Annotated in this window: 22 protein-coding genes and 1 tRNA gene; 15 read left to right on the top strand and 8 right to left on the bottom strand. The window is 58.3% G+C overall.

The genetic code is table 11. The features are described from left to right. Positions 1-24: 24 nt before the first annotated feature. Positions 25-960 carry a polysaccharide deacetylase family protein gene (locus AB7I51_RS09955; protein WP_428404115.1) on the top strand — a complete coding sequence of 312 codons (936 nt, stop codon included), beginning with the start codon at positions 25-27 and terminating at the stop codon, positions 958-960. Positions 961-978: 18 nt separating this feature from the next. Here the strand turns inward: AB7I51_RS09955 and AB7I51_RS09950 are convergent, their stop codons facing one another. After that, a complete protein-coding gene (locus AB7I51_RS09950) occupies positions 979-1,845 on the bottom strand; it encodes a hypothetical protein (RefSeq protein ID WP_428404116.1) in 867 nt (288 codons plus the stop codon). A 338-nt stretch (positions 1,846-2,183) separates the two neighbouring features. On the opposite strand from AB7I51_RS09950, the gene AB7I51_RS09945 reads away from it, so the two are divergent. The 3 genes from AB7I51_RS09945 to AB7I51_RS09935 all read left to right on the top strand — a co-directional run bounded on the left by AB7I51_RS09945 (position 2,184) and on the right by AB7I51_RS09935 (position 4,984). Continuing rightward, positions 2,184-3,614, top strand: a complete 1,431-nt coding sequence (locus tag AB7I51_RS09945; protein WP_428404117.1) for a DUF6538 domain-containing protein — start codon at positions 2,184-2,186, stop codon at positions 3,612-3,614. 154 nt (positions 3,615-3,768) lie between these two features. Next, entirely contained in the window at positions 3,769-3,996 is a 228-nt protein-coding gene (locus AB7I51_RS09940) for a hypothetical protein (protein WP_428404118.1), read from the top strand. A 565-nt stretch (positions 3,997-4,561) separates the two neighbouring features. Next, positions 4,562-4,984: a hypothetical protein gene (locus tag AB7I51_RS09935; RefSeq protein ID WP_428404119.1), complete on the top strand. Its 423-nt coding sequence runs from the start codon at positions 4,562-4,564 to the stop codon at positions 4,982-4,984. A gap of 203 nt (positions 4,985-5,187) precedes the next feature. On the opposite strand, the gene AB7I51_RS09930 is transcribed toward AB7I51_RS09935, so the two are convergent. Then, the gene (locus AB7I51_RS09930) at positions 5,188-6,195 is read right to left on the bottom strand and encodes a DUF2806 domain-containing protein (RefSeq protein WP_428404120.1); all 1,008 of its coding nucleotides are present in this window, start codon (positions 6,193-6,195) and stop codon (positions 5,188-5,190) included. 233 nt (positions 6,196-6,428) lie between these two features. Then, on the bottom strand, positions 6,429-7,463 hold the full coding sequence (locus AB7I51_RS09925) for a PIN domain-containing protein (protein ID WP_428404121.1): 1,035 nt from the start codon (positions 7,461-7,463) through the stop codon (positions 6,429-6,431). Positions 7,464-7,667: 204 nt separating this feature from the next. On the opposite strand from AB7I51_RS09925, the gene AB7I51_RS09920 reads away from it, so the two are divergent. The 5 genes from AB7I51_RS09920 to AB7I51_RS09900 all read left to right on the top strand — a co-directional run bounded on the left by AB7I51_RS09920 (position 7,668) and on the right by AB7I51_RS09900 (position 12,236). Then, the gene (locus tag AB7I51_RS09920) at positions 7,668-8,222 is read left to right on the top strand and encodes a recombinase family protein (protein WP_428404122.1); all 555 of its coding nucleotides are present in this window, start codon (positions 7,668-7,670) and stop codon (positions 8,220-8,222) included. A gap of 456 nt (positions 8,223-8,678) precedes the next feature. Next, a complete protein-coding gene (locus tag AB7I51_RS09915; RefSeq protein WP_428404123.1) occupies positions 8,679-8,975 on the top strand; it encodes a hypothetical protein in 297 nt (98 codons plus the stop codon). A 149-nt stretch (positions 8,976-9,124) separates the two neighbouring features. Further along, positions 9,125-10,552, top strand: coding sequence for an AAA family ATPase (locus AB7I51_RS09910; RefSeq protein ID WP_428404124.1), 1,428 nt, complete (start codon positions 9,125-9,127; stop codon positions 10,550-10,552). A 353-nt stretch (positions 10,553-10,905) separates the two neighbouring features. Further along, the gene (locus tag AB7I51_RS09905; RefSeq protein WP_428404125.1) at positions 10,906-11,700 is read left to right on the top strand and encodes a hypothetical protein; all 795 of its coding nucleotides are present in this window, start codon (positions 10,906-10,908) and stop codon (positions 11,698-11,700) included. 74 nt (positions 11,701-11,774) lie between these two features. After that, positions 11,775-12,236, top strand: a complete 462-nt coding sequence (locus tag AB7I51_RS09900) for a hypothetical protein (RefSeq protein WP_428404126.1) — start codon at positions 11,775-11,777, stop codon at positions 12,234-12,236. A gap of 327 nt (positions 12,237-12,563) precedes the next feature. On the opposite strand, the gene AB7I51_RS09895 is transcribed toward AB7I51_RS09900, so the two are convergent. The 3 genes from AB7I51_RS09895 to AB7I51_RS09885 all read right to left on the bottom strand — a co-directional run bounded on the left by AB7I51_RS09895 (position 12,564) and on the right by AB7I51_RS09885 (position 13,397). Further along, a tRNA-Leu gene (locus AB7I51_RS09895) sits at positions 12,564-12,648 on the bottom strand. Between the two features lie 91 nt (positions 12,649-12,739). Continuing rightward, positions 12,740-13,159, bottom strand: a complete 420-nt coding sequence (locus tag AB7I51_RS09890; protein ID WP_428404127.1) for a type II toxin-antitoxin system VapC family toxin — start codon at positions 13,157-13,159, stop codon at positions 12,740-12,742. Beyond that, positions 13,143-13,397 (bottom strand): type II toxin-antitoxin system VapB family antitoxin, encoded by a 255-nt coding sequence (locus tag AB7I51_RS09885; protein ID WP_428404128.1) that lies wholly within the window; start codon positions 13,395-13,397, stop codon positions 13,143-13,145. Before AB7I51_RS09885 ends, AB7I51_RS09890 begins: the two co-directional genes overlap by 17 nt. 108 nt (positions 13,398-13,505) lie before the next feature. On the opposite strand from AB7I51_RS09885, the gene lipB reads away from it, so the two are divergent. Next, a complete protein-coding gene (gene lipB, locus AB7I51_RS09880; protein ID WP_428404149.1) occupies positions 13,506-14,201 on the top strand; it encodes a lipoyl(octanoyl) transferase LipB in 696 nt (231 codons plus the stop codon). 154 nt (positions 14,202-14,355) lie between these two features. Here the strand turns inward: lipB and bioB are convergent, their stop codons facing one another. Further along, positions 14,356-15,339 (bottom strand): biotin synthase BioB, encoded by a 984-nt coding sequence (bioB, locus tag AB7I51_RS09875; RefSeq protein WP_428404129.1) that lies wholly within the window; start codon positions 15,337-15,339, stop codon positions 14,356-14,358. Continuing rightward, positions 15,336-15,926, bottom strand: coding sequence for a PTS sugar transporter subunit IIA (locus tag AB7I51_RS09870; RefSeq protein WP_428404130.1), 591 nt, complete (start codon positions 15,924-15,926; stop codon positions 15,336-15,338). Before AB7I51_RS09870 ends, bioB begins: the two co-directional genes overlap by 4 nt. 86 nt (positions 15,927-16,012) lie before the next feature. Here AB7I51_RS09870 and ppc point away from each other — a divergent pair, with 86 nt between their 5' ends. From ppc to AB7I51_RS09845, 5 genes are all read left to right on the top strand, one after another. Then, positions 16,013-18,829 (top strand): phosphoenolpyruvate carboxylase, encoded by a 2,817-nt coding sequence (gene ppc, locus AB7I51_RS09865; protein WP_428404131.1) that lies wholly within the window; start codon positions 16,013-16,015, stop codon positions 18,827-18,829. A gap of 67 nt (positions 18,830-18,896) precedes the next feature. Further along, the gene (locus tag AB7I51_RS09860) at positions 18,897-19,229 is read left to right on the top strand and encodes a rhodanese-like domain-containing protein (protein WP_428404132.1); all 333 of its coding nucleotides are present in this window, start codon (positions 18,897-18,899) and stop codon (positions 19,227-19,229) included. A 231-nt stretch (positions 19,230-19,460) separates the two neighbouring features. Continuing rightward, positions 19,461-20,198 carry a class I SAM-dependent methyltransferase gene (locus AB7I51_RS09855; RefSeq protein ID WP_428404133.1) on the top strand — a complete coding sequence of 246 codons (738 nt, stop codon included), beginning with the start codon at positions 19,461-19,463 and terminating at the stop codon, positions 20,196-20,198. Between the two features lie 32 nt (positions 20,199-20,230). Beyond that, positions 20,231-20,908 (top strand): transaldolase family protein, encoded by a 678-nt coding sequence (locus AB7I51_RS09850; protein WP_428404134.1) that lies wholly within the window; start codon positions 20,231-20,233, stop codon positions 20,906-20,908. A 62-nt stretch (positions 20,909-20,970) separates the two neighbouring features. Further along, the gene (locus AB7I51_RS09845) at positions 20,971-21,354 is read left to right on the top strand and encodes a hypothetical protein (RefSeq protein WP_428404135.1); all 384 of its coding nucleotides are present in this window, start codon (positions 20,971-20,973) and stop codon (positions 21,352-21,354) included. The last annotated feature ends 8 nt before the right edge of the window (positions 21,355-21,362 follow it).

Below are 21,362 nucleotides of genomic sequence, written 5' to 3'. Positions count from 1 at the left end.
ACGATGACCGCGACTTTTCCCATCATGAATAAAGGCAAAGCGCCGGCCGCCGCCGCGCCCCAACTCACGTCTTCCTTCCTTCTGGCGTGCCTTTTCGCCGGCCTTTTTGCGACCCCGAGCGGCGCGGCGGCGGAGCCCGCTTGCGGGCCCGACGCGCTTGGCGTTTCGCGCGTGATCGACATCGATCGCTCAAAGGGAACGGCAGTCGGCCTGCAAACCTATCCACGCACGCTCGATCTGCACGACCACGAGGTCGTTCTCACCTTCGACGACGGGCCGGCCGGTCCGACGCCGCAAGTCCTCGATGCGCTCGCCAAGGAATGCGCGCGCGCAACCTTCTTCCTGATTGGCCGAAATGCGGAAAGCCTGCCGGCTCTAGTGAAACGCGCCGCCGCGGAAGGCCACACCATCGCCCATCATTCCTACAGCCATCCGGAGAAGACCCTCAGGCTGATGAGCGAACCCGCCGCCAAGGCGGACATTGAGAAGGGGATCGCCGCCGTGGACAAGGCGCTCGGCGCGAAGGCCGCGCCCTTCTTCCGATTTCCGGGATTCGCCGACACGCCCGAACTCGTCGCCGATCTCGAAAGTCGCAGCTACACGGTGTTCGGCTCGGATCTCTGGGCCTCGGACTGGTCAAAAATGACGCCCAAGGCCGAACTCGATCTCGTGCTGTCGCGGCTCGAAAAGAACCGCAAAGGCATCGTGCTCTTCCATGACTCTCAGGCGATCACCGCGCAGATGCTGCCCGAGTTTCTGCGCGAGCTGAAGAAGCGCGGCTATTCGCTTGTCCACATCAGACCGGGCGATACGCCGACCCCGATCGTCAACGCCGGTCCGGACTGGACGTCGACGACGGAGCCGATCATCGCCAAGACCCTTGGTCCAAAGGCAAAGCTGGCGCCGCAGACGAATGAGCACAGCGCGCCGGAGCCGGCGCCGAAAACCGGCGGTCCTTAAAGCCGGGCCGAACGCCGTTCAGCGCGCGCCGCGGTCGCAGATATAGGCGCTTCTCGACGCCCAGCAGGAGCCACTCTTGTATACGTTGCCGAGCTTCCTGCCAGCTAGAGCGGCGGACCAGGTTTTGCCCTTGACCGGCGTAAGCGTGAGGGTCTGACCGGAATATTGGAAGGTCACCGCGCCGCCGTTTCGCGAGATTTGACAGGCGGAGCCTTCGAGCACGCGTCCGGAGATCCTGATGTAGCATTTGCCTGTTCGCGCTTGCGGCGCAGCAGCCTCTTTGTCCGGCGCGCTCATCGCCGTCTCGGACGCGCCATCCGCCGCGCCGCCCTGCGCCGATGCGGGAAGGCCCGCGACGCCGCCATTGAGCGATTCCGGTTCGGGAGCGGGGTTCGCGACCGATGGCGCGACGGCGTTCGGCGCCTGCGACGCGGCTTCCGGCTCCAAAAGCAGCGCGGCGGCAGGGTCTTGCGCCGGCGCGGGCTCCACCGGCCCGGCGACGATCGAGACCGGCTGTTCATGCGACCGCAAATTCATCGGCTGCGCATGCGGCGTCGCCACGCTCGCTGCCCCGGAAGAGACGACCGTTTGAGGCGTCAGCGAATCATCTGGATCAAGATTTTGCGGCAGCTCGCCCGAGAACGCCGAGATGACGACGATCGCAGTTCCGACGATCACCAGCGCCGCCGCGCCGAAATAGAAGAAGCGCTCGACCTTTTCGAAATTGCGATCGGCGTCCATCGAATAGGATGGGCGGCGCGGCCCGATCGGCCTAGGCGACGCCACGCGCCAGTCGGCCTCGATATCATGCCAAGCATAGCGGGCGCGCGTTTCGATATTGTCGGTCTTGGGCGGCGCCCCGCGTTCTCTCAACGATACAGCCATGCTTCCCGCTCCGGGCGCGGTTGAACGACAAGAGCCGGGGTCAAACCCCGCCTGAAAGCCTCGCGAAACTGGCGCCTTCGCGCCTTAGCGAGATCTGGCGGGCGGCTCGTGCTGACCAAGCGCCAGCGCAAGCATATTGCGTCCGGGAATGTGGCTGATGTTTGCCCGCTGCGGCGCCGAAATTTCGGGCGCGTTTGGGGCGCTAACCTTGGTGCGGCCGAGAGGTTTCAAATGGCTTTCATTATGCTTTGAAATGATTGATATTGTTGACTTCACTCCTAGATTTGGGACAAGCTTTCGGTCCATAACTCGGCCCAGCGGCCCCGGTTTCCCTTCAAATGCGACTTCCCAACTATCTCAAGCAAAGTCCCAAGACCGGCGTCTTTTCGTTCAGGCTTGCCGTTCCTGAGAAGTTGCGAACGGCCATCGGCAAACGAGAGGTCAAGCAATCGCTCAAGACGAAAGATCATCGGAAGGCGCTCGTTATGGCGATGCGGCTGCATGAGGAATGGAAGGGACGCTTCCTCGTTGCTGAACAATCGCTCGCTGGTCAGGCCGGGGGATCAGCATCGGCGCTCACGCTTTACGACGATACGCTTGCATGGCTGCACTCGTTGGATTGGGAGAACAAACCTCTCAGGCGTGGGCAAGTTCCTGAGCAAGAATTTCATGATCGCATGGATTATGCAGACGCTCTGGTTGACGGGTATCAGCGCAAGCCCGATCCGCTCACCAGCATGAAGATCGCTGCGCTACAGGGAAGCCTCAAGCGCCCCGTTCCGTCCGTCAGGGATGCCGTGAACCTTTATCTCCAAGAGAAAAACAAACCCGGTCAGCGGAGTGATGCAAAGGCCAAACAGTTTGAGCAACTTGTTCAACGGAATGGACGGTATTTAATCGCTTCGCTCAAGGGAGACAGGCCGCTCACTGAGGTTAGGCGTGACGATGCGCGCAAGTTTCGTGACTATCTGCTGACGACAAGGAAGGACTTGAGGGATGGGACTGCGTTGAGTCCTCAGACCGTCAACAGGAGCCTTCAAGCTGTCAGAGCGGTGTTCAACTTTGCCATCACGGAATGGGAGCTAGATGTCAAGAACCCGTTCGCAGGGTTAGCCATCAAGGACGCTGAGAGCAAACGAGACAAGCGCCGGTCGTTCACGGATGCTGAGCTAGATGCATACCTCAGCGCAGCAACTCAAACGATGAATGCAGAAGCGAAGCATTGCACGGTCTTGATGGCTTACACAGGGGCGAGGACAGGCGAGATAACTGGCCTTGAGGTTCAGGACGTGAAGCTTGAAGAGCCGATACCTCACATTGTCATCAGGCCCAACTCGACAAGGCCGATACTCAAGACGGGGGCGATAAGTCAGAGAGTTGTCCCGTTGCTCGGCCCTGCGCTTATGGCGGCGTCTGAGGCACTCGCCGAAGCTCGTAAGGAAGCTGTCAAGGAAGCCAAGGGCAGTGATGTTAGGAACGTAGGGAAGGCCCTATTCTCTCGCTATGCACGATCAAGGGGTGAGGATGCCCTGTCAGCCTTACAGAATAAGCTCATTCGCAAAACGCTCAAGATCGCCGATCCGAAACTTACGGCTTACTCGACTCGCCATCGCATGAAGGACAAGCTGAGGAACGCATTGATTGATCCCGGTTTGCAGGATGCAATCTTGGGGCATAGCCGGGGACAGGTGTCAGAAGGTTACGGGGATGGATATTGGCTGCCAAAGCTGAGCGAGGCGTTAGATAAAGCTTTAGGCATGCGGCTTTAATGACTAATCATACCAACAAAACAACTACTACAACAGTGTAACAGTTGACTATTAGTAACAACTACAATTATAGCAGTAATATTTCAGTTGACAATCCTAGCACTCATGGATTACATCTATAAGTGCTTTTGCTAAACACTATAGGAAACTGCACATGAGCGGTGCATATATAACCATTGAAGACTACATCAAGAACTATGAGCCCCATTATGGAGATGAGGTTGAGGAACAGGCGGCTGAGCTTGGACCTTGGATGGATGAGAAGGAAAGGCTGTTGGAGTTAAGCCCGGTGTTTAACGAGGCTAAGCAGAGGGTCTACCAGAAGGGCTTGGTGGCTTGGGCTTTTTCTCCGGCAGGTCCTACCTGCTTTGCGAGCGCGTAGCGAGTGCGCAGCACACGAGCTTCCAGCGAGGGAAGGAGTGCCTTGCGCCTTAGGTGATGGATATGCAGGAAGGCGGGGCGTGGGGTTCTCCCTGCGCCTTGCCTTGGCGCTTGTATGACGATGAAGTTCAAGCTGGATTTCAGGGTGGTCAGCAACCCGCATTGGAGGCTGGTTTGATAACAGAAGAAGCAAAAGGACATTTCTTTAAGGTAGTTGAGCATGAAATGTTCGACATGGATCGAGCCTTGGATGAGGCCATGGCTGCTACGACTCGACGGGCAGCGGCAGTAGGCGGGGCGGGACATAGCGCGCTGACGGTGCTATCGCTGGAAGAAGCACGGCACTCACTAAGGACCAGAGCGCATTACATACTTGGCCAGCTGCTACGATGCCTTGCCGCTCACAATATCGTTCTCGACTCCGCAACTGTATTGGCGGCGTCAGACCTCATACGGGAGTCGATAACGGTGCAGGCAACATCGTTGGCCCAAAAGCTATCAGCAAGACCCGGATATGCGTCAGGTCCTGGGGGGCAAGCCGCAAGTTAAACGAGGAGGCGCAGAGATTGATTGACAAGATGAAGACGGAACTTGAACTCGCAGCGGCTGCTGCCAATCGCTCAACCTCGAAGACCGGGCCGAATATAACAATTCATGGCGCTGTGGGGCTTGTCCAGACGGGTGACGGAAGCCAAGCTACTGTTCACCAGCACATTGACGCTAGCCTAAAGCAGCAAGTGGTCTCGGCACTCGACTTCTGCCTACAAGAGCTAGAGAAGCCGGAAAATCGGTCCATCGGCAATCTAGATGACTTGAAGGGATTGGTGGTTGATACGAAGACCGAGGCAGAAAAACCTCATAGCAACAGCCTAAAGATTGCGTCAGGTTTACGCTCTCTCGCAGAAACCACGAAGTTTATTGCCTCGTTAGGGCCGGCTTACCAAGTGTTGAAGCCTTTGCTTAGTCACTTCAACATTCATCTCCCGTAGGAGCAAAGGCCCTTCAATAATTACAGGAAAGTTTGCGACCTTAACTGATATTAGCTTCGCTAATCGTTTCCCCGTCAGGGTGGCCGGCTTTTCAATAGAGGCGAGGGCTTGCCCAAGCTGGTTAGAGGCTCGGAGCAATTTCAGGTTGGCGCGTTGAGCCACGCAACCCGCTCTGAGGGCTAGGCGTAACCACCCCTTGAGACTCAGTTGTCGCTACTCTTGATGGTTCTGACGGTGATCCAGGATGCTGTGTCGCCTTGCCTCCCTGTTAGCTGGCAAAGTTCAATCGAAATAACGCCTGGGAGACGCTGCTCTGCAATCGCCTCCAAAGCAGTAGACTGGTCTTCTTCGGGAAGAATGGATGCTATTTCTCGCCCAATCCTAGTCAACTTGACTACATGTATGTCAATTTGTTCGTGAGCCACTTTAATTTTAAGCGATTTTGATTGGAATTTAGGTTCGACTGTAGTGATATAGACATAGCCATCTGCTGCTTTATTAAAAGAAGTGGCTAAATAACCATGAGTTCCTTGAAGTAGCCCAACCTCCTCTAGGAATGAGAGTTGGAAGAGGCTTTCGTCTTTTAATCCAGCGGGCGTCGGGATGAACATTTCGTTGAAGCGAGTTCGTGCAACTTCTTGAAAGGCTGATGCAATATCCTTGTCCAATTCGGAAATGAACCTGAGTGTCGCAAGGGAGAAGCTGCCGGGCTTTCTAATCTCCCCGGCCAAGACCCGGCCCCACATAATTCGAAGGCGCTCGCTTGAAGCGTTTTCAGCGTAGGCGCTGAATAAGTTTAGCCAGTCGTCGTCCAGCGGTTTGTCATCATCCTCGCAGACATCGTAGGGGGGAGGGAGCGCCGCAAGTTCGTCGAGAGTCTTACGTGCGACGGCTTCCTGATTTTCTTGGCGGCGGGCTTCTTTTCGAAGGAAGCTGTCAACCACTCTGTCCCCAATCTCAGGCTTCCTTTCCAGTTTCTCTAGGGCTGCGCGCCCTTCGCTTTCAATAAGAGCGTCCTTCACAGCAGCACGAATTTCAATGCGTCGCTTGAGGGCTTCAAGATAGACGCTCGGAACGTCGATGAGATTACCCACTAGTCGATCGATGGCTACAATGGCTCGGCTTCGCACGACGCCTTTGAGGCCACGCTCGGTGACTTCCGCTTCAACGTTCAATTCTTCGATTGGAGCGGGCAAGTTATTGCTGGCCAAAGTTCGCTCCCGGTCCAGTGCCTATAGCGAATGAAAGTTTTAAGAGTGAGTGGTCACCTTGCTGCTATTACGGACCGGAAGACCGTTCAAGCGGCCTTCAAAATTGCAAAGAATTTCTCCGAGCCCATACGCTATTAGCTCCGCTACTCTTTCCCCCGCCTGGGTGGCCCGGTCTATTCAATGTGGACCGGGAAGGCTCTGGCAATCTCGTCAGGCGCGAGTGGCTTCGCCTCTCAGCTATCAAGCATATCCCACTCATCTCCCAACACCCACCTTAGCGCCGATAGTTTCCCGTTAATCATGCCCCACTCGAAGTCATCCCAAGGGCCGAGGTTCTCAGGACCAATATCTTCCTCGGTTCGCTTGGCGGCTTCCAACGCCTGCGCCCATACAGTGTCCAGCGTTTGGTCATTGCGATAAGGGTTTCTCGAATAATCTTTCTCGCTCACTACATGGTGAGTGCCTTGTTCAATCTCACATCGCAGGTTCCAGTGGCGATTATACCAGACCTGTCGAAAGAGCAGATGCTCTGCTTCTAAAATTTCGGAGAGACCCCTTGGTTGCTGAGAGTAGTTAAACTCCGCTTGATGGTCAGCGAGCAGGTCAGGGTCGAGCCAGTGTAAGAGATTGACCATCGACACCCAATAGGTGGAGTCTGGCGACGTAAATAGATTAGCAATATCGGCGTGGGGTTTGCGTCTGTCTCCCGCCACTTCGCTAAAGTCATTGGTATTATGAGTGACGAAGGCGAAGCGGCCAGGTTCGGTTTTTCTGGAAATCAAAAGATCGGCGTAAATTTCGATCAAGATTGCATCGCCGACGCTATTCTTGTCTCGGTGATAGGGTGCCATTCGCGCGATTGCTCGCTCTGTCACTCGCTGCTTCACGACGCAGCTTGTGGCGATTGGAGGCACTGATTTCAGCAGTGCTTCAACACGGCCCACGCCGTCGTTCACTGCATCACCATTGGTAACGATCTTGTGATCAATCTCGCCCAGCGCCCTCAGTGTCTCTGCCTTGCTCGCCTCATCTCCGAAGCGGTTGACCGCATCTCTCACCATCCGAATGTGGGATTGGAGGCTCCGCCTAGAGTCGGTGATCACACGGCCCTTACAGCGATCAAACTCATCGAGAACAAGCTGGGGGACGATTAGCTCAAGCTCATTCGCTTCGATCAAATCATGGAGAGCGTCCAAGGTTGGTGCTTCTCGATGGTCCCTTGCCAGATCGAGCCATACGCAAGTGTCCACAAGAAGCTTGAGAGCCATTCCAGCCTCCAATCGATCGTGGTTCTTCCAGCGCCAATCTAGCGACTCTTTTGCACCGTGTGCCGAGCGATCTGTCTACTTTGACTCTTGACTACAGGAGTCGTGTCGTCTACTAAACAATTATTGACCCAAGGTAGACGCCTTTCAGAGGCTCAGTAGACACCTACCAAGGGTGTGCTCAAAGTAGACATAGAGAGACAGGTTATGACGATCATTGGCTATGCGAGGGTTAGCACTAGTGACCAGAAGACTGATACTCAGGTTGAGCGGCTTAAGGCTGCGGGGTGTGAGGTCATTCGGCAAGAGAAGGTCTCAGGGCGGTCCAGAGAGGGCCGGAGTGAGCTTGAGACCATAATGGACTTCATTAGGCCAGGAGACCAACTCGCAGTCGTCAAGCTGGACAGGCTTGGGAGGTCTACCAGAGACGTTCTCAACCTTGTTCATGAGCTTGAGCAGAAGGGCGCAAGCCTGAGAGTGCTTGAGCCGGAGGTGAACACCGCTGGGCCGATGGGCAAGATGGTCCTCACGGTGTTGGGGATGGTCGCTGAGATGGAGCTTGGATTTATCAAGGAACGCCAGCGGGCTGGAATTGAGAAGGCCAAGGCCGAGGGCGTTTACAAGGGGCGACCGGCGAAGCTTGACCACAACAAGATTAGGGAACTGAGGGCGCAAGGCGTTGGGGCGACTGAGATAGCCGCCAAGGTCGGATGCAAGAGGGCGATGGTCTACAAGGTGCTCAGCGCCGCTAGGTGCGGCTGAACCAGAGGTCGTTAGACCGAGGTCTTCCAGACAATAGCCCTTTAGAGCCTCAGGAGCCGTCAGGCGACGGCAAGCTAAGCCTCAGGAGAGGCAAAAAGAGGGACGACGCTACTTACCCGCTCTCCAATGAAAGACGCATGATGAGGCTTTTACAGGGCCTTGAGAGCCTACGCTCAGGAAGCTCGCTGACGCTCTCAGGAGGGTCGGTCTAAGCAGCGGTAGATGCGCTCCCTTCGACGACCTCACGGTTGACTGAAAGAAGCTCTGAGAGGTTAGATTTATCTTGCGTTTCAATAGGTTATGACGAGATTTACAGAGACGTCAAAGCGACGACATAAGCTACAAAGAAATCAATGAGATATAAAAAGGTTGCACTCTTAGATGGAACATCAAATGACACATATCCATCGTTAATCCTCATACTCGTTCGAAGACAAGAAAAGGAAAAGTGAACTAATGACTAATCTTTTACAGGACAAGAATGCTCTTTCTAAGGAGGCTGTGACGCTACCTATGACACTACAAGAACTGACTAAGGAAACTAAGTCTGGTTTTCTGACGACTAGGATCAAGCCAAGCGTTGTTGAGAAGCTTGACCTGTTAGCTAAGGAATATACTAAGCAGGCTAAGGCGTTTACTGGCGGTAAAGCAGCTAAATTCTCAAGGTCGTCTGTCTTGGAGCTTTTGATTGAACAAACACCTGAGGACTTCGCTAAGTTGGTGAGCGTTAGCGAAACGCAAGCGAGTAGGTAAGTGAGTGAGTTGAGTCTATCCATAAGCTACGGTTTATATTTGCTTTTGTCTGCTAGGTTACAGAAAGTTAATAAGCAGGATAGGACGGTAGAGGTCGCAGACGGAAGTCTGCTTGAGCATAAGAACAAGAAGAAAAAGAGAGAAGATAAGTGACTGAATATAAAGAGGTTAAAAAGGTAACTGAGTGCGCAGCACCTGAGCTTCCTGCGAGGGAAGAAGGGCTTTGCGAGCCGTTGACTAAACTCGGTGAAGGCTCAAACAGAGGCGACGATGCCACTAACAAGTTCAGCAACATGCTAGCCAAGGGGTCCTTGGACTCCGTCCTGCGGGAAGTAAGACAAGAGACTAAAGGACTGAACAGAAAGAATGTTGTGCCTTTCTTGGGGACTGATGCTGAGCTTGTGGAGGCATATGAGAAGCATCAGGAATGGCAGAGGGTCAATCAGCTAGACGATGCTCGCTACGTCCCTGAGCCGTTTAGGAAGCGTCAACTTAGGCTTACAAGTGCCGGCGAGTTGTTGGACGCCGATGTTCCGCCCCGTGAGACGATGCTCTGGCCTTGGTTCAAGGTGGGCGATGCGGCGATGATCTATGCGCCTGCGGGGCTGGGGAAGAGCTTTCTCACGTTGACGATTGCGATGGCGGTTGCTGGCGGAGGGGCCATAAAGGGGCTGAACTGGCGAGTTGAAAAGCCGGCTACCGTTCTCTTCGTTGATGGCGAGATGCCGACGCCTGACCTGCGGGAGCGTATGAAGACGATCCTTGAAGGCGGGTGGATTGAAGGGCTCGACGTTGAGGCGCTGCGGAGGAACTTCTCGCTCTTTGCTCGGCTGGGTCAGCCGGATGATGACGGGTTTATCGACTTAGCGAACCCTGAACACCACAAGATCATTGGCAATCATGCGGCGAAGGCGGGCGTTGAGCTTGTTATCTTCGATAATCTCTCGACGCTGACTGAGTCGATGGAAGATGAGAACAACTCGGTCCAGTTCAGGGCGATCAATGGGTTCATCTCCATGCTCAAGAGGCAAGGGGTTTCCGTGATCGTGGTTCACCATGCCAACAAGGAGGGGTTCGCCTATCGGGGGTCGTCGGCAATCGCTGTGATTTATGACAGCATCATGCAACTGGGTAAGCTCAATGCTGATGAGGATGATGGCGAGGCTACTCGGTTCAGGCTCAGCTTTGAGAAGAGTAGGGCTAAGAGGACACCTGAGACGGCGAGCAGAGTCGTCAGTATGGAGAGCTTTGGGTATGCCATTGCTGACGGAGTTGAGCGGGATGAAAAGCTTGCGAGCGTCGTTAGGATTGTGAAGGCGGGAGAGCATGAGCGGCTGTCTAAGCGGAATGCTGAGGCGGTGTTTGATCTGAACGCTTTGACGATCTGGAAGAAGGTTGTCATCGGGTTGGACAAGGAGCTTATCGAGGCTGACGAGGTGCGGGCGATGTTTAGCTGTCCGCCAGCGGATGTTAAGGCGGCGTTGGCAAGTGCTTACCAGCGGGCGAATGAAGCTGGGCGAGCAAAGGCTGATAGCGCCTTGCCCAGCCTTGTTGACGATGAGGATGCCGATTTTTGATTAGGCTCTACCAGCGTCTCCGGTAAGGAGTTCGACCATTCACCGAGGCTCGCTGAGCGTTCTCACTCGTGTTGAGCTTGGCGGGCATAGATGCTGGGCAGGGGCTATCTCAACGCAGGCAAGGCGAAGCCTGCCGAGGGCTATCTGGAACATCAAAACGAGAGGTGGGCACCACAGGTTCTTCTCTAGGGGAGTGCCCAGTGCCCACTCTTACTTATCATTGAAAATCAGCATGTTATGAAGGCGTCGCAAGGCGGTTTTTGAGGGGGTGCCCACCTGAGTGCCCACCTTTCTTAGCCGCCCGAAGGCGTCTCCATGACCTTATTTACAACCACAGATTACACAAAGGCAGAATGACAACCAATATATCATGGACGGTTGAACCCGACTCGTCACGGATGAGAGCGCGGGCCAGCATCAGGGTTCAACAATCCGTCAACGAACAGATCAAATGTGACGTTCCGAACTGCGAGGCCAAGCGCCGGGGGATTTCGAGCTTCTGTAAGGCCCATCAAAACGCCCACCAAGATAAAGGCCATCCGGTCTTGCGTATGCCAAGGGGCGAAGAAAGGCGCTGGATGCTGGCGGAAGGCGAGCGAATGCTCGAATGGCTGCGAGAGAAGCATGGGGCGGTGAACGTTGAAAGCTGGCTTAGGGCGGCGGCGAGACGGATCACGGCTTCCCCTAGCATGGCTATTCCGCCTCGAAAAATCGACCGGCGCATGACCCAACGAACGAGGGCTGAAATCATCCTGGCCTACTTCCTCCATAAGCGCCGGGGTGATCCGCTGACGATCATCCAGCTTTATCTGGCGGCCGAGTTATACACCCGTCGAATGGACAAGGTGTTTGGTCCTACAGTTCGCAATGGCTTCACCAATAGAGTCGTTGGTCAGATGGTAGCTCGGTGGGCTAAGGTTGAGGAAGAAAGGGAAGTCTATCGGGTAAGCGTGGAGACGATGCCGTCGTGGGCTAACCAGGAGTTTAGACGACATGAGGACCTTGTGAAGGTGAAGGATACCTATAAGCCTCAAACCTCAGTCTATAAGATGCTAGGCAAAATGGTTAGGGAGATACTGCGTAAAGAGCTATTGTTGTCTAGTGTTAGAGAATATTACGATCATCTGTTTGTCAAAGGAGAAGCATAAATTTATGGCTAGGTCTAAGGCTAAACGGGTTATCCATTTCACCTCAGGTCCATCCACATCTTGAAGGTTAGTAAATGAGAACTCCGCAGTGGATCAAGAAGCTTGGTGGTCACGCTGGCGAACTCTTCGTTTGTGCTGAACTGTCAAAGCGTGGCATTCCCAACGCGCTCTTACCGGAAAACTTCTCAGATGATGACATTTTGGTTGGTAGTAAAGATGGGTCACAAATCTGCTACGTTCAGGTGAAGTCCTGTCATCCGGATCGATCTGCCAGCTTCATTCTTAGAGAAACTGATGAGAAATGGCAGACTAGACCTATTGGTGAACTTTGTGTATTCGTGTGGCTTGGCAGCACCAAAAGTAATGATCCTCCACAATATTGGATTGCTGAGAAGCAGGAAGTTGGACGGTTGTGCGCCGCACACAGCGCACACGGCACCAGTAATTGGGAGCGTCGGTTTTATCCAAATGAGCTTCCCGCTGATTGGAAGGACAGGTGGTCCTTGTTTGATCGTTTTAGACCAACTCTTACGTGAATGCGGTCAGCGCCTTCGGGGTCTTCGCTTGGGTTGAACATTGCCAAGGCTGTCGGGGAGGTGACTAACCGATACCTCAAAAGGCGGAACGAAATTGAGTATCAAGGCGTGGGGTAGGCTCTTACCCGCAGGCCGGTATCAAGGGGGCTCTGCCCCTATAAGGCGCTACGCGCTAGGAAGACGTTGGGGGCTGCCATCGTGGTGGCCCTCAAATTTTTTCGGGGCAGGATTTGGGACAAGGAAGTCACAGATTTGGGACAGAGCTAAAATCTGGCGTTAGAATAATCTCTTGTTTCTCAATAAGTTAATCAAATGCTCCCGGCTATCTGGTGCGGCCGAGAGGACTCGAACCTCCACTGGTTGCCCAACTAGCACCTCAAGCTAGCGCGTCTACCAATTCCGCCACGGCCGCAAGGACGCTTCGCTTAACGCGAAGCGCCGGCGCGCTGCGTCTAACAAATCGCCTCGGGGATGACAAGCGGCCGCGCACTCCTGGCGTCGCTTCACAGGGCGCTTCGCACATCGGTGTGGGTGAAGTCGTCGCCCTTATAGAGCAGCGGCTCGCGATAGGCCTTCGCCAGCGCGTATGAAAAACAATCGCCGAAATTCAACTTCGCCCTGTGACCGCGGCCCTTGCCGAAATCGCGATAGGCGGCGCGGGCGAGCCGCGCCTGCTCAGCCGTGACCGGCTCGATGACGACGCCGGCCTCGTTGAGAAGCTCGTCCAGCCGAGCACTGGCCACGGCGTCGCCGGCCGAGTCGATGACGGCGGCGGCTTCGACATAGCTCGCCGCCGAGATGCGAGGCGTCTTGGCGGTCGCGATTTCTTTAGCGAAAGCGAGCGCCTCCGGCTCGGCGCGCAAAATCGCAATCAGGGCGGAGGCGTCGATGATCATTTCGGCAAGGTCACTTCGGCAAGCCATAGCGATCATAAAGCAGCGCATCATGATCGAGTTCGAGCGTCTTTCGATCGAGGCGCGACGCGCAGTCTTCGCCGATGGCGACCAGCCGCTCGGCAAGCGGCGCGCCTTTTTTCGCGCGCAGCTGGGCCAGGCGTTCGCGCACCGCGGCCGTCACCGCCGCCGTCTTGCTTTCCCCTGAGAGGCGCGCCAATTCATTGATCAATCGCTCGGTTTCGGCGTTCTTGATGTTGAGGGACATGCGTAAACCTTTCTACCTAACTAATATATACATCTACCATTCGATCTGGACGAGGGCTGAATGAGCGAAACCGCCTGCCCGCCTGCGCCCGCCGTCGACGCCTCGGCGATGCGCGCGTCCATCGGCGCGCCGCCGGTCGAGTGGCGCGTCAGCGAAGGGCTCGTCCCTTACGAAGAGGCGGTCGCCTTCATGGAGGCGCGCGCGGCGGCGATCGCCGCTGGCGAAGCGCGCGAATGCGTGTGGCTCCTCGAACATCCGCCGATCTACACCGGCGGCTCTTCGGCGAAAGAGCAGGATTTGCTCGACGCCCGCTTTCCGGTCTTTCGCACCGGGCGTGGGGGACAGTTCACCTATCACGGACCGAAACAGCGGGTCGCCTATGTCATGCTCGATCTCACGCGCCGCCGCCGCGACGTGCGCGCTCTGGTCTGCGCGCTGGAAGCCTGGATTATCGCGACGCTCGCCGACTTCGGCGTGATGGGCGAGCGGCGCGCAGGCCGCGTCGGCGTCTGGGTCGAGCGGCCGGAGAAGCCCAGAGGGCCGCACGGCGAGACGGCGGAAGACAAGATCGCCGCAATCGGCGTTCGCCTGCGGCAATGGGTGAGCTTTCACGGCGTCGCGCTCAATGTCGCGCCGGATCTGACGCATTTTTCCGGCATCGCGCCCTGCGGCGTGCGCGAGGCGCATCTCGGCGTCACCAGCCTCGCCGATCTCGGCGCGGCTGCGGACATGCGCGCCGTCGACGCCGCGCTGCGCAGAAATTTCGAACTGATTTTCGGCCCGATTGATACGACTTCCGTTTGAACGGCGCGGCTGTCATTCCCGACGCGCGAAGCGCGATCGGGAATCCAGAGCAAACTCAGCGCTCCTGGTTCGGCTCTGGATTCCCGGTCAGGCCTTCGGCCTGCCGGGAACGACAAGGCCGAGCAAACAGATCAGGCGATTCGTAAGAGAGCGCTTATGAGGTGGCCGGCGCGGGCGCCTCGCGCGGCGCGAGCGCGGCGAACAGCGCATCGTCCTCATTAACGCCGGCATTGTCGGTCGTCAGCAGCTTCTCGCCATAGAAGATCGAATTGGCGCCGGCGACGAGGCAGAGAATTTGCGCCTCGCGCGACAGCGACGAGCGGCCGGCGGAGAGCCGCACCCGCGACTTCGGCATGACGATGCGCGTCGTCGCGATCATCCGCACGAGATCGAGCGGATCGATCCGCGCGCGTCCGGCGAGCGGCGTGCCCTCGACGGCGACCAGCGCATTGATCGGCACGCTCTCGGGATGCGGATCGAAAGAGGCGAGCGTCTGCAACATGCCGGCGCGATCGGCGACGCTTTCGCCCATGCCGATGATGCCGCCGCAGCACATTTCCAGACCCGCGCCGCGCACCGCTTTTAGCGTGTCGAGACGGTCCTGATAGGTGCGGGTGGTGATGATCTCGCCGTAGAATTCCGGGCCGGTGTCGAGATTGTGGTTATAGGCGGTGAGCCCCGCGTCGACCAGGCGCTTGGCTTGCGACTCATTGATCATTCCAAGCGTGACGCAGGCCTCCATGCCGAGCGCGCGCACGCCGCGCACCATGTCGAGCACCGCGTCGAAACGCTTGCCCTCTGGCGCCGAACGCCACGCCGCGCCCATGCAGAACCGATCGGCGCCGGCCTGGCGCGCGGTCTTCGCGGCGGCGAGCACATCCGCCGTCTCCATGAGATCGACGCGGTCGAGCTTCACCTCGCGGTGATGCGCCGATTGTGGGCAATAGGAACAGTCTTCCGGACAGCCGCCGGTCTTGATCGACAGAAGCGCCGCCTTCTGCACGTCATTCACGTCGTGAAAGCGGCGATGGACGGCGTTCGCCTGCGCGATGAGATCGAGCAGCGGCTGATCGTGGAGGGCGACGATTTCTTCGACGCGCCAGTCATAGCGCAGCGCGAAGTCGACCGGGGCGTTCACGCCGGGCCTCCGGCGTCGCGGCTTTGCGAACGATGCTGAGAGCGCGCGGCGAGCTTACGCTGCGGCGCCGACGTGGCGGCGCCCATCGTTTTCTTGCCCGCGCCGCGCAATGCGGCATAGGCGACAAAGAGCGCGGTGGCGACGTCGAAGGCCGCATTGGCGATCACGAAGGGCGCGGGCGCGAACAGCGATCCCGCGCCGATATAGTGGAAGTAGATGGCGTAAAGCGGATGCAGCGCGAAGCCGGCGACGACCCACCACGGCGAACCGATGATCGACATGCCGGCGAACGTGCCGAAAACGGCGACGCCGGTCATCTCGACTCCGACCCAGGGGCCGGGCTCTTCGGCGCGAAAGGCGAAGCCGACATAGAGGAAGGACAGCGCGATCAGCGCATAGGCCGCGATGCGCTGGGCGGGCGCGCCCGACCAGCGGCAGAGCGCGATCAGGCCTAAGGCGAAGACCAGGCCGACCGCGGCGAAGATAGCTATTTCCGTAGTGTCGAGCATGACTTGACCATTCGCGCCGAGAAGCGCCGAGATGAGCGTTACGCCGAAGTCTATACGCGGGCGGCCCGCCTCGAACAAGCGCCGCATCGAAAAGGGGCACGAACCCTGCTATAGCTGCCCTAGAGGCGCGCAAAGGCGCGAATTGTTTCAAAGGTCGCGACAGCATGCAGCTTGAAGCGCAGGCGCAGGAAAAATCCGCCACGCTCACTCCCGCCGCGGGCGCCGAGCCCGACGCGGCGAAGGGCGACGAATCCCTAATCGACGACATTCGCCTTCTCGGTCGGCTGCTTGGCGACGCGGTTCGCGAACATGAGGGCGCCGCCGCCTTCGAGCGCATCGAGACGATCAGGCGGCTCTCCGTCGCCGCGAGCCGCAACGGCGACGCCGAGGCGGACAGAAATCTCGACGCGCTGTTGCGCTCGCTGACCGCCGAAGAAGCGCGCACCGTCATCCGCGCCTTCAGCTATTTCTCGCATCTCGCCAATATCGCGGAAGATTTGCATCCGCTGCAGCAGCGCGCCCGCGCGCAAGCGAGCGGCTCGGGAGCCTTTGCCGGCGCGCCAAGCCTCGCCGCGACCTTCGCGCATCTGCGCAAGGCCGCGGTCGGCGCCGGAAAAATCGCTCAGGCGCTGGCGCACGGCTGGATTTCGCCGGTGCTGACCGCCCATCCCACCGAAGTGCGCCGCAAGAGCCTGCTCGACGCCGAACATGCGATCTTCAAGCTGCTCGCCGCGCGCGAACATATGCGCGGCAAGGCCGAGCGCGCGCAAAACGAGATGCAGCTGCGCGCCCGGGTATCACAGCTCTGGCAGACCGAGCTGCTGCGTCATTCGCGATTGACGGTGCGCGATGAGATCGAAAACACGCTGAGCTATTATCGCAGCACCTTCCTGCGCGAGATTCCACGACTTTACGCCGACATCGAACAGCGTCTCGAAGGATTGCGGGTGCCGCCCTTCCTGCGCATGGGCGCCTGGGTCGGCGGCGATCGCGACGGCAATCCAAATGTGACGGCGGAGTCGTTGTCGACCGCGATGCGCATGCAATGCGAAACCGTGCTGCGCTTTTATCTCGTCGAAGTGCATGAGCTTGGCGCGGAGCTTTCGATTTCGCGGCGCTACGCCGGCTGCACCAAGGCGCTCGAAGAGCTGGCGGCGCGTTCCGGCGACGACAATCCGCATCGCGACGACGAGCCCTATCGCCGCGCGCTGATCGGCGTGTATTCCCGCCTCGCCGGCACGCTGGAGAAGCTTACCGGCGGCCAGGCGGCGCGCCATGCCGTCGCGCCGGGCGAACCTTACGCCAATTCCTGGGCGCTGCTCGCCGATCTCGTCACCATCGATGAATCGTTGCGGGTTCATCAGAGCGAGGTCATCGCCACCCAGCGGCTTGAGCCGCTGATCCGCGCCGTCGAAGTCTTCGGCTTTCACCTGGCGACGCTCGATCTGCGGCAAAGCTCGGATCGGCATGAGGAGACCATCGCCGAACTTCTCAAGATCGCCCGCATCGTCGACGATTACGCCGCGCTGCCCGAGATTGAAAAACAGCAATTGCTGATGCGGCTGCTCAGCGATCCGCGGCCGGCGCGTCTGCCCGGCGCGACCTATAGCGAACGCGCCATGAGCGAATTGACGATCATCGAGCGCGCGCGCGAGATGCGCCAGCTCTATGGCGACGAGGCGATCCGCCATTACATCATCAGCCACACCGAGACGGTCAGCGACCTGCTCGAAGTGCTGCTGCTGCAGAAAGAATGCGGTTTGATGCGCGGCACGCTCGATCCGCGCGACGCGCAGGCCGTCATCGCCGATCTCATCATCGTGCCGCTGTTTGAGACGATCGACGACTTACGTAACGCCGCGCCGATCATGCGGGAATTCTATGCGCTTCCCGGCATCCTGAAGCTCGTGGTCAATTCCGGCGGGCAGCAGGATGTGATGCTCGGCTATTCCGACTCCAACAAGGACGGCGGCATTTTAACCAGCATCTGGGAGCTCTATCGCGCCTCGACTGCGCTCGCGGAGTTTTTCGCGTCGCTGACCAATGTGACCCTGCGCCTTTTCCATGGCCGCGGCGGCACCGTCGGGCGCGGCGGCGGACCGAGCTATGACGCTATTCTCGCCCAGCCGCCCGGCACGGTGAACGGGCAGATCCGTCTGACCGAGCAGGGCGAGGTGATCGCGGCGAAATACGGCAATCCGCAGATCGGCCATGTCAATCTCGAACTTCTTGTCGCGGCGACGCTCGAAGCGACGCTGCTCTCCGAGCACAAAACGCCGCCGCCGGAATTTCTCGAGGCGGCAGAAGAATTGTCGCAGGCCGGCATGGCCGCCTATCGTGGCCTTGTCTACGGGACCGAAGGCTTCGTCGATTTCTTCTTTTCGTCGACGCCGATTTCGGAAATCGCCTCGCTCAACATCGGCTCGCGTCCCGCCTCGCGCAAACCCTCGCGCCGGATCGAGGACCTGCGCGCCATCCCGTGGAGCTTTTCCTGGGCGCAGGCGCGCGTCGCGCTGCCCGGATGGTACGGCTTCGGTTCAGCGATCGCGCATTTCATCGAGACCGACGAGAAGCCGCGGCTCGCGCTGCTGCGCCGGATGAGCCAGGAATGGCCGTTCTTCCGCGCGCTGCTGTCGAACATCGACATGATCCTGTCCAAGACCGACATGTCGATCGCGTATCACTATGCCGGACTGGTCGAGGACAAAGCGCTCGCGGCGCGCATTTTCGGCAGGATCGAGGCGGAACATACGCGCGCCAATGAGGCGCTCGAAAAGATTCTCGGGTCGAAAGAGCGGCTCGCCGACAATCCGACTCTCGCGCGCTCGATCAGGCACCGTTTCCCGTACATCGCGCCGCTCAACTATCTGCAGGTCGAGCTCATCCGCCGCCATCGCGCGGGCGAGCGCGGCGAAGACATTCGCGAAGGCATCCTTATGTCGATCAATGGCGTCGCGGCGGGCTTGCGCAATACGGGTTAGGCGCGCGTCAAACGTCGGCGGCATGCGCCAGGGACACTATGCAGGATCATCGAAAGGGTTGAGTATCATGAGCGGTCCATTCAACGACATCAGCCTCGAAGAGCTGAAAGCAGGCCTCGCGACGGGCGCGGTCTTGCTCGTCGACGTGCGCGAAGCGGACGAATATGCGGCCGGCCATATCGCCGGCGCGATCTTTAATCCGCTGTCGAAATTTGATCCGAGCCAGCTGCCTGTCGCGGGCGACGGACAAAAACTCGTGATCTACTGCCGATCGGGGCGCCGCTCGGTGTCGGCGATGGAGCAGGCGCGGCTCATGGGCCGACGCGACGCGAACACGCATTTCGGCGGCGGCATTCTCGCCTGGGTCAACGCCGGCGAACCCGTGGTCGGCGGCATGTGAGACGCGCAGGCGCCGCGCTGTGCGTTGGTCGTCTCAGCAGAACCGTTCGCTTGGTCCGTGTCATTCCCGGCAGGCCGAAGGCCCGACCGGGAATCCAGAGCCGCCAGAGGATTGCTGGTCCTGCTCTGGATTCCCGATCGCGCGCGATGCGCGCGTCGGGAATGACAGTCAAGCGTTCAAAGGGATCTCGTATCCGAATCGAAGCGGCGTCACGACTCTTTGAGGCGGCTCATGAAGGATCAGTATCAAGCCATCAGCGGACAATATTCGCATGCGCGCAAGGATGACGTCACTGTTTTCCTCGAAACGCCATCGGTTGAATCCGCGCTCGGCGACATTGTTGGCGCGAGCGCCATCGACTATGCCTGCGGCACAGGCCATTACTCGCGGCTCTTGAAAAAACTCGGCGCAAATTCTGTGCTCGGCGTCGATGTGTCACCGGCGATGGTGGCGGCCGCACAACAGGCGGAAAGCGAAAATCCGCTCGGAATCGTTTACAAGGTCAGCGACGCCGCGACGGCGGCGGTCTTCGGATCTTTCGATATCGCGACCGCCGTCTTTCTGTTCAATTACGCCAAGGACGAGCAGACGTTGGCGCTAATGTTCGACTCCGTGTCGGCAAATGTGATTCCCGGCGGCAGACTCGTCGCCGTTGTGCCGAATCCCGATTTCATCAATGGTCGAAACGATCTGGTCGCCTATGATTACGTTCTCGAAGAGATCGGCCAAGGACCCGAGAATCTGCGCGTGCGGATGAGTTTTATCGGCGATGATTTTTCGATCGAATTCACCCAATGGAGTCGTCGCGCTTGCGAGAGTGCGCTGGAGCAGGCGGGGTTCGTCGACGCCGAATGGACGCCATTTGCGGTCTCCAAGGAAGGAATTGAGCGCTACGGGCGGAAATTCTGGGACGCGATCCTCGCCAATCCGAAAAGCGTCGTGCTGAGCGCGCGACGAAAGCCGGGCTGAGAACGGCTTCAGTAAAAAGCTGCGGGGACGCGATGCTTCTTGTCGATACGGCGGATCGAGACGCTATCCAGAAGGCGCTCGATTTTCTTGGCGTGCAAGGGTTCACCACCAATCCAACCCTGATCGCCCGCGCCGCCGGCGCCGAAAGCCTGTCGCTCGACGAATATGTCGACGCGGCGCGCAAACTCTGCAAGATCGCCGCCGACATTGGCGCCATTCGCCATCTGATGATCCAGGCGGTCGGCGACGCCGACGGCGGGTTGCGGCAGGCGGCCATATATCTCGAAGAGCTGAAAGCAGCGCGCGGCAAGAAGCTGTGGATGAAGCTGACGCCGACGCCGACAAGCGTCGCCTGCTATCCTGCGCTGAAGCAAATGGGCTGCGCCACTCTGGTCACCGCCGTCTTCACCGCAACGCAGGCCTATGTTGCGATGGAGGCCGGCGCCGACGGCGTCGCCGTATATCTTGGCAGGCTCATGCGGCTCGAAACGGATTGGGAGAGGAATCTCCAAAACATCGCCGCGATCGTCAAGAGCGCCGATCGAACCTTGCTGCTCGCGAGCTTTCCCGATCGACGCACGGTCGATGTCGGACTTCGATATAGTCATGACATTACCATGCCGCCGGCTGTGCTCGACGAGCTGCTCGCATCCTCCCTGTCGCAGGAGGCGATCAAGGGCTTCGACGAAACAATTGCGTGGAAACGCTAAAAGAACCGAAACTCGTCGCAATGGCGGAACGTCGGCAGGTCGGCAGCAATGAAGGGCGCGCAATGAATCGCGAAATCTCGCGTCGGACGCTTTTGATCGGCTGCACGCTCACGCTCTGGATGACCGCTCGCGCTGCTGTTGCGAAGGCCTCGGGCCTCGCCGATTTTCTTCGCCTCAGCGCCGAACTGACTGGTCGCGCGCATCTTTCGCCTGAGGCAGCCCGGATTTATATGCGTAGTCTCGGCCTCGATCACAGAGGAAAAAACGCGCATCGTCTTTCACGCAGAATCGTCGCGGACTGGTATTCCGGCCAGACCATCGAGTCCGGACGCATGATCTGCGTCGATTACACCGGCGCGCTGATGTGGGACGCAATGGGATTTGCGCGGCCAGGCGGCGTTCCCGGCGAAGCCGGGAGTTGGGCCTTTGCTCCGACATCGGAGTGACGCGCCCG

Origin of the sequence: Methylocystis sp. (assembly GCF_050246715.1) — a bacterium.
Taxonomy (GTDB): Bacteria; Pseudomonadota; Alphaproteobacteria; order Rhizobiales; family Beijerinckiaceae; genus Methylocystis.
The sequence above is the reverse complement of the archived record's forward strand: the minus strand, read 5'-3'. Positions and strand labels throughout refer to the sequence as shown.

Coding starts and splice junctions, on each gene's coding strand:
- AB7I51_RS09955 (WP_428404115.1), top strand. CDS start 25: ATGAATAAAGGCAAAGCGCCGGCCGCCGCCGCGCCCCAACTCACGTCT.
- AB7I51_RS09950 (WP_428404116.1), bottom strand. CDS start 1,845: ATGGCTGTATCGTTGAGAGAACGCGGGGCGCCGCCCAAGACCGACAAT.
- AB7I51_RS09945 (WP_428404117.1), top strand. CDS start 2,184: ATGCGACTTCCCAACTATCTCAAGCAAAGTCCCAAGACCGGCGTCTTT.
- AB7I51_RS09940 (WP_428404118.1), top strand. CDS start 3,769: ATGAGCGGTGCATATATAACCATTGAAGACTACATCAAGAACTATGAG.
- AB7I51_RS09925 (WP_428404121.1), bottom strand. CDS start 7,463: ATGGCTCTCAAGCTTCTTGTGGACACTTGCGTATGGCTCGATCTGGCA.
- AB7I51_RS09920 (WP_428404122.1), top strand. CDS start 7,668: ATGACGATCATTGGCTATGCGAGGGTTAGCACTAGTGACCAGAAGACT.
- AB7I51_RS09915 (WP_428404123.1), top strand. CDS start 8,679: ATGACTAATCTTTTACAGGACAAGAATGCTCTTTCTAAGGAGGCTGTG.
- AB7I51_RS09905 (WP_428404125.1), top strand. CDS start 10,906: ATGACAACCAATATATCATGGACGGTTGAACCCGACTCGTCACGGATG.
- AB7I51_RS09900 (WP_428404126.1), top strand. CDS start 11,775: ATGAGAACTCCGCAGTGGATCAAGAAGCTTGGTGGTCACGCTGGCGAA.
- AB7I51_RS09890 (WP_428404127.1), bottom strand. CDS start 13,159: ATGGCTTGCCGAAGTGACCTTGCCGAAATGATCATCGACGCCTCCGCC.
- AB7I51_RS09885 (WP_428404128.1), bottom strand. CDS start 13,397: ATGTCCCTCAACATCAAGAACGCCGAAACCGAGCGATTGATCAATGAA.
- lipB (WP_428404149.1), top strand. CDS start 13,506: ATGCGCGCGTCCATCGGCGCGCCGCCGGTCGAGTGGCGCGTCAGCGAA.
- ppc (WP_428404131.1), top strand. CDS start 16,013: ATGCAGCTTGAAGCGCAGGCGCAGGAAAAATCCGCCACGCTCACTCCC.
- AB7I51_RS09860 (WP_428404132.1), top strand. CDS start 18,897: ATGAGCGGTCCATTCAACGACATCAGCCTCGAAGAGCTGAAAGCAGGC.
- AB7I51_RS09855 (WP_428404133.1), top strand. CDS start 19,461: ATGAAGGATCAGTATCAAGCCATCAGCGGACAATATTCGCATGCGCGC.
- AB7I51_RS09850 (WP_428404134.1), top strand. CDS start 20,231: ATGCTTCTTGTCGATACGGCGGATCGAGACGCTATCCAGAAGGCGCTC.
- AB7I51_RS09845 (WP_428404135.1), top strand. CDS start 20,971: ATGAATCGCGAAATCTCGCGTCGGACGCTTTTGATCGGCTGCACGCTC.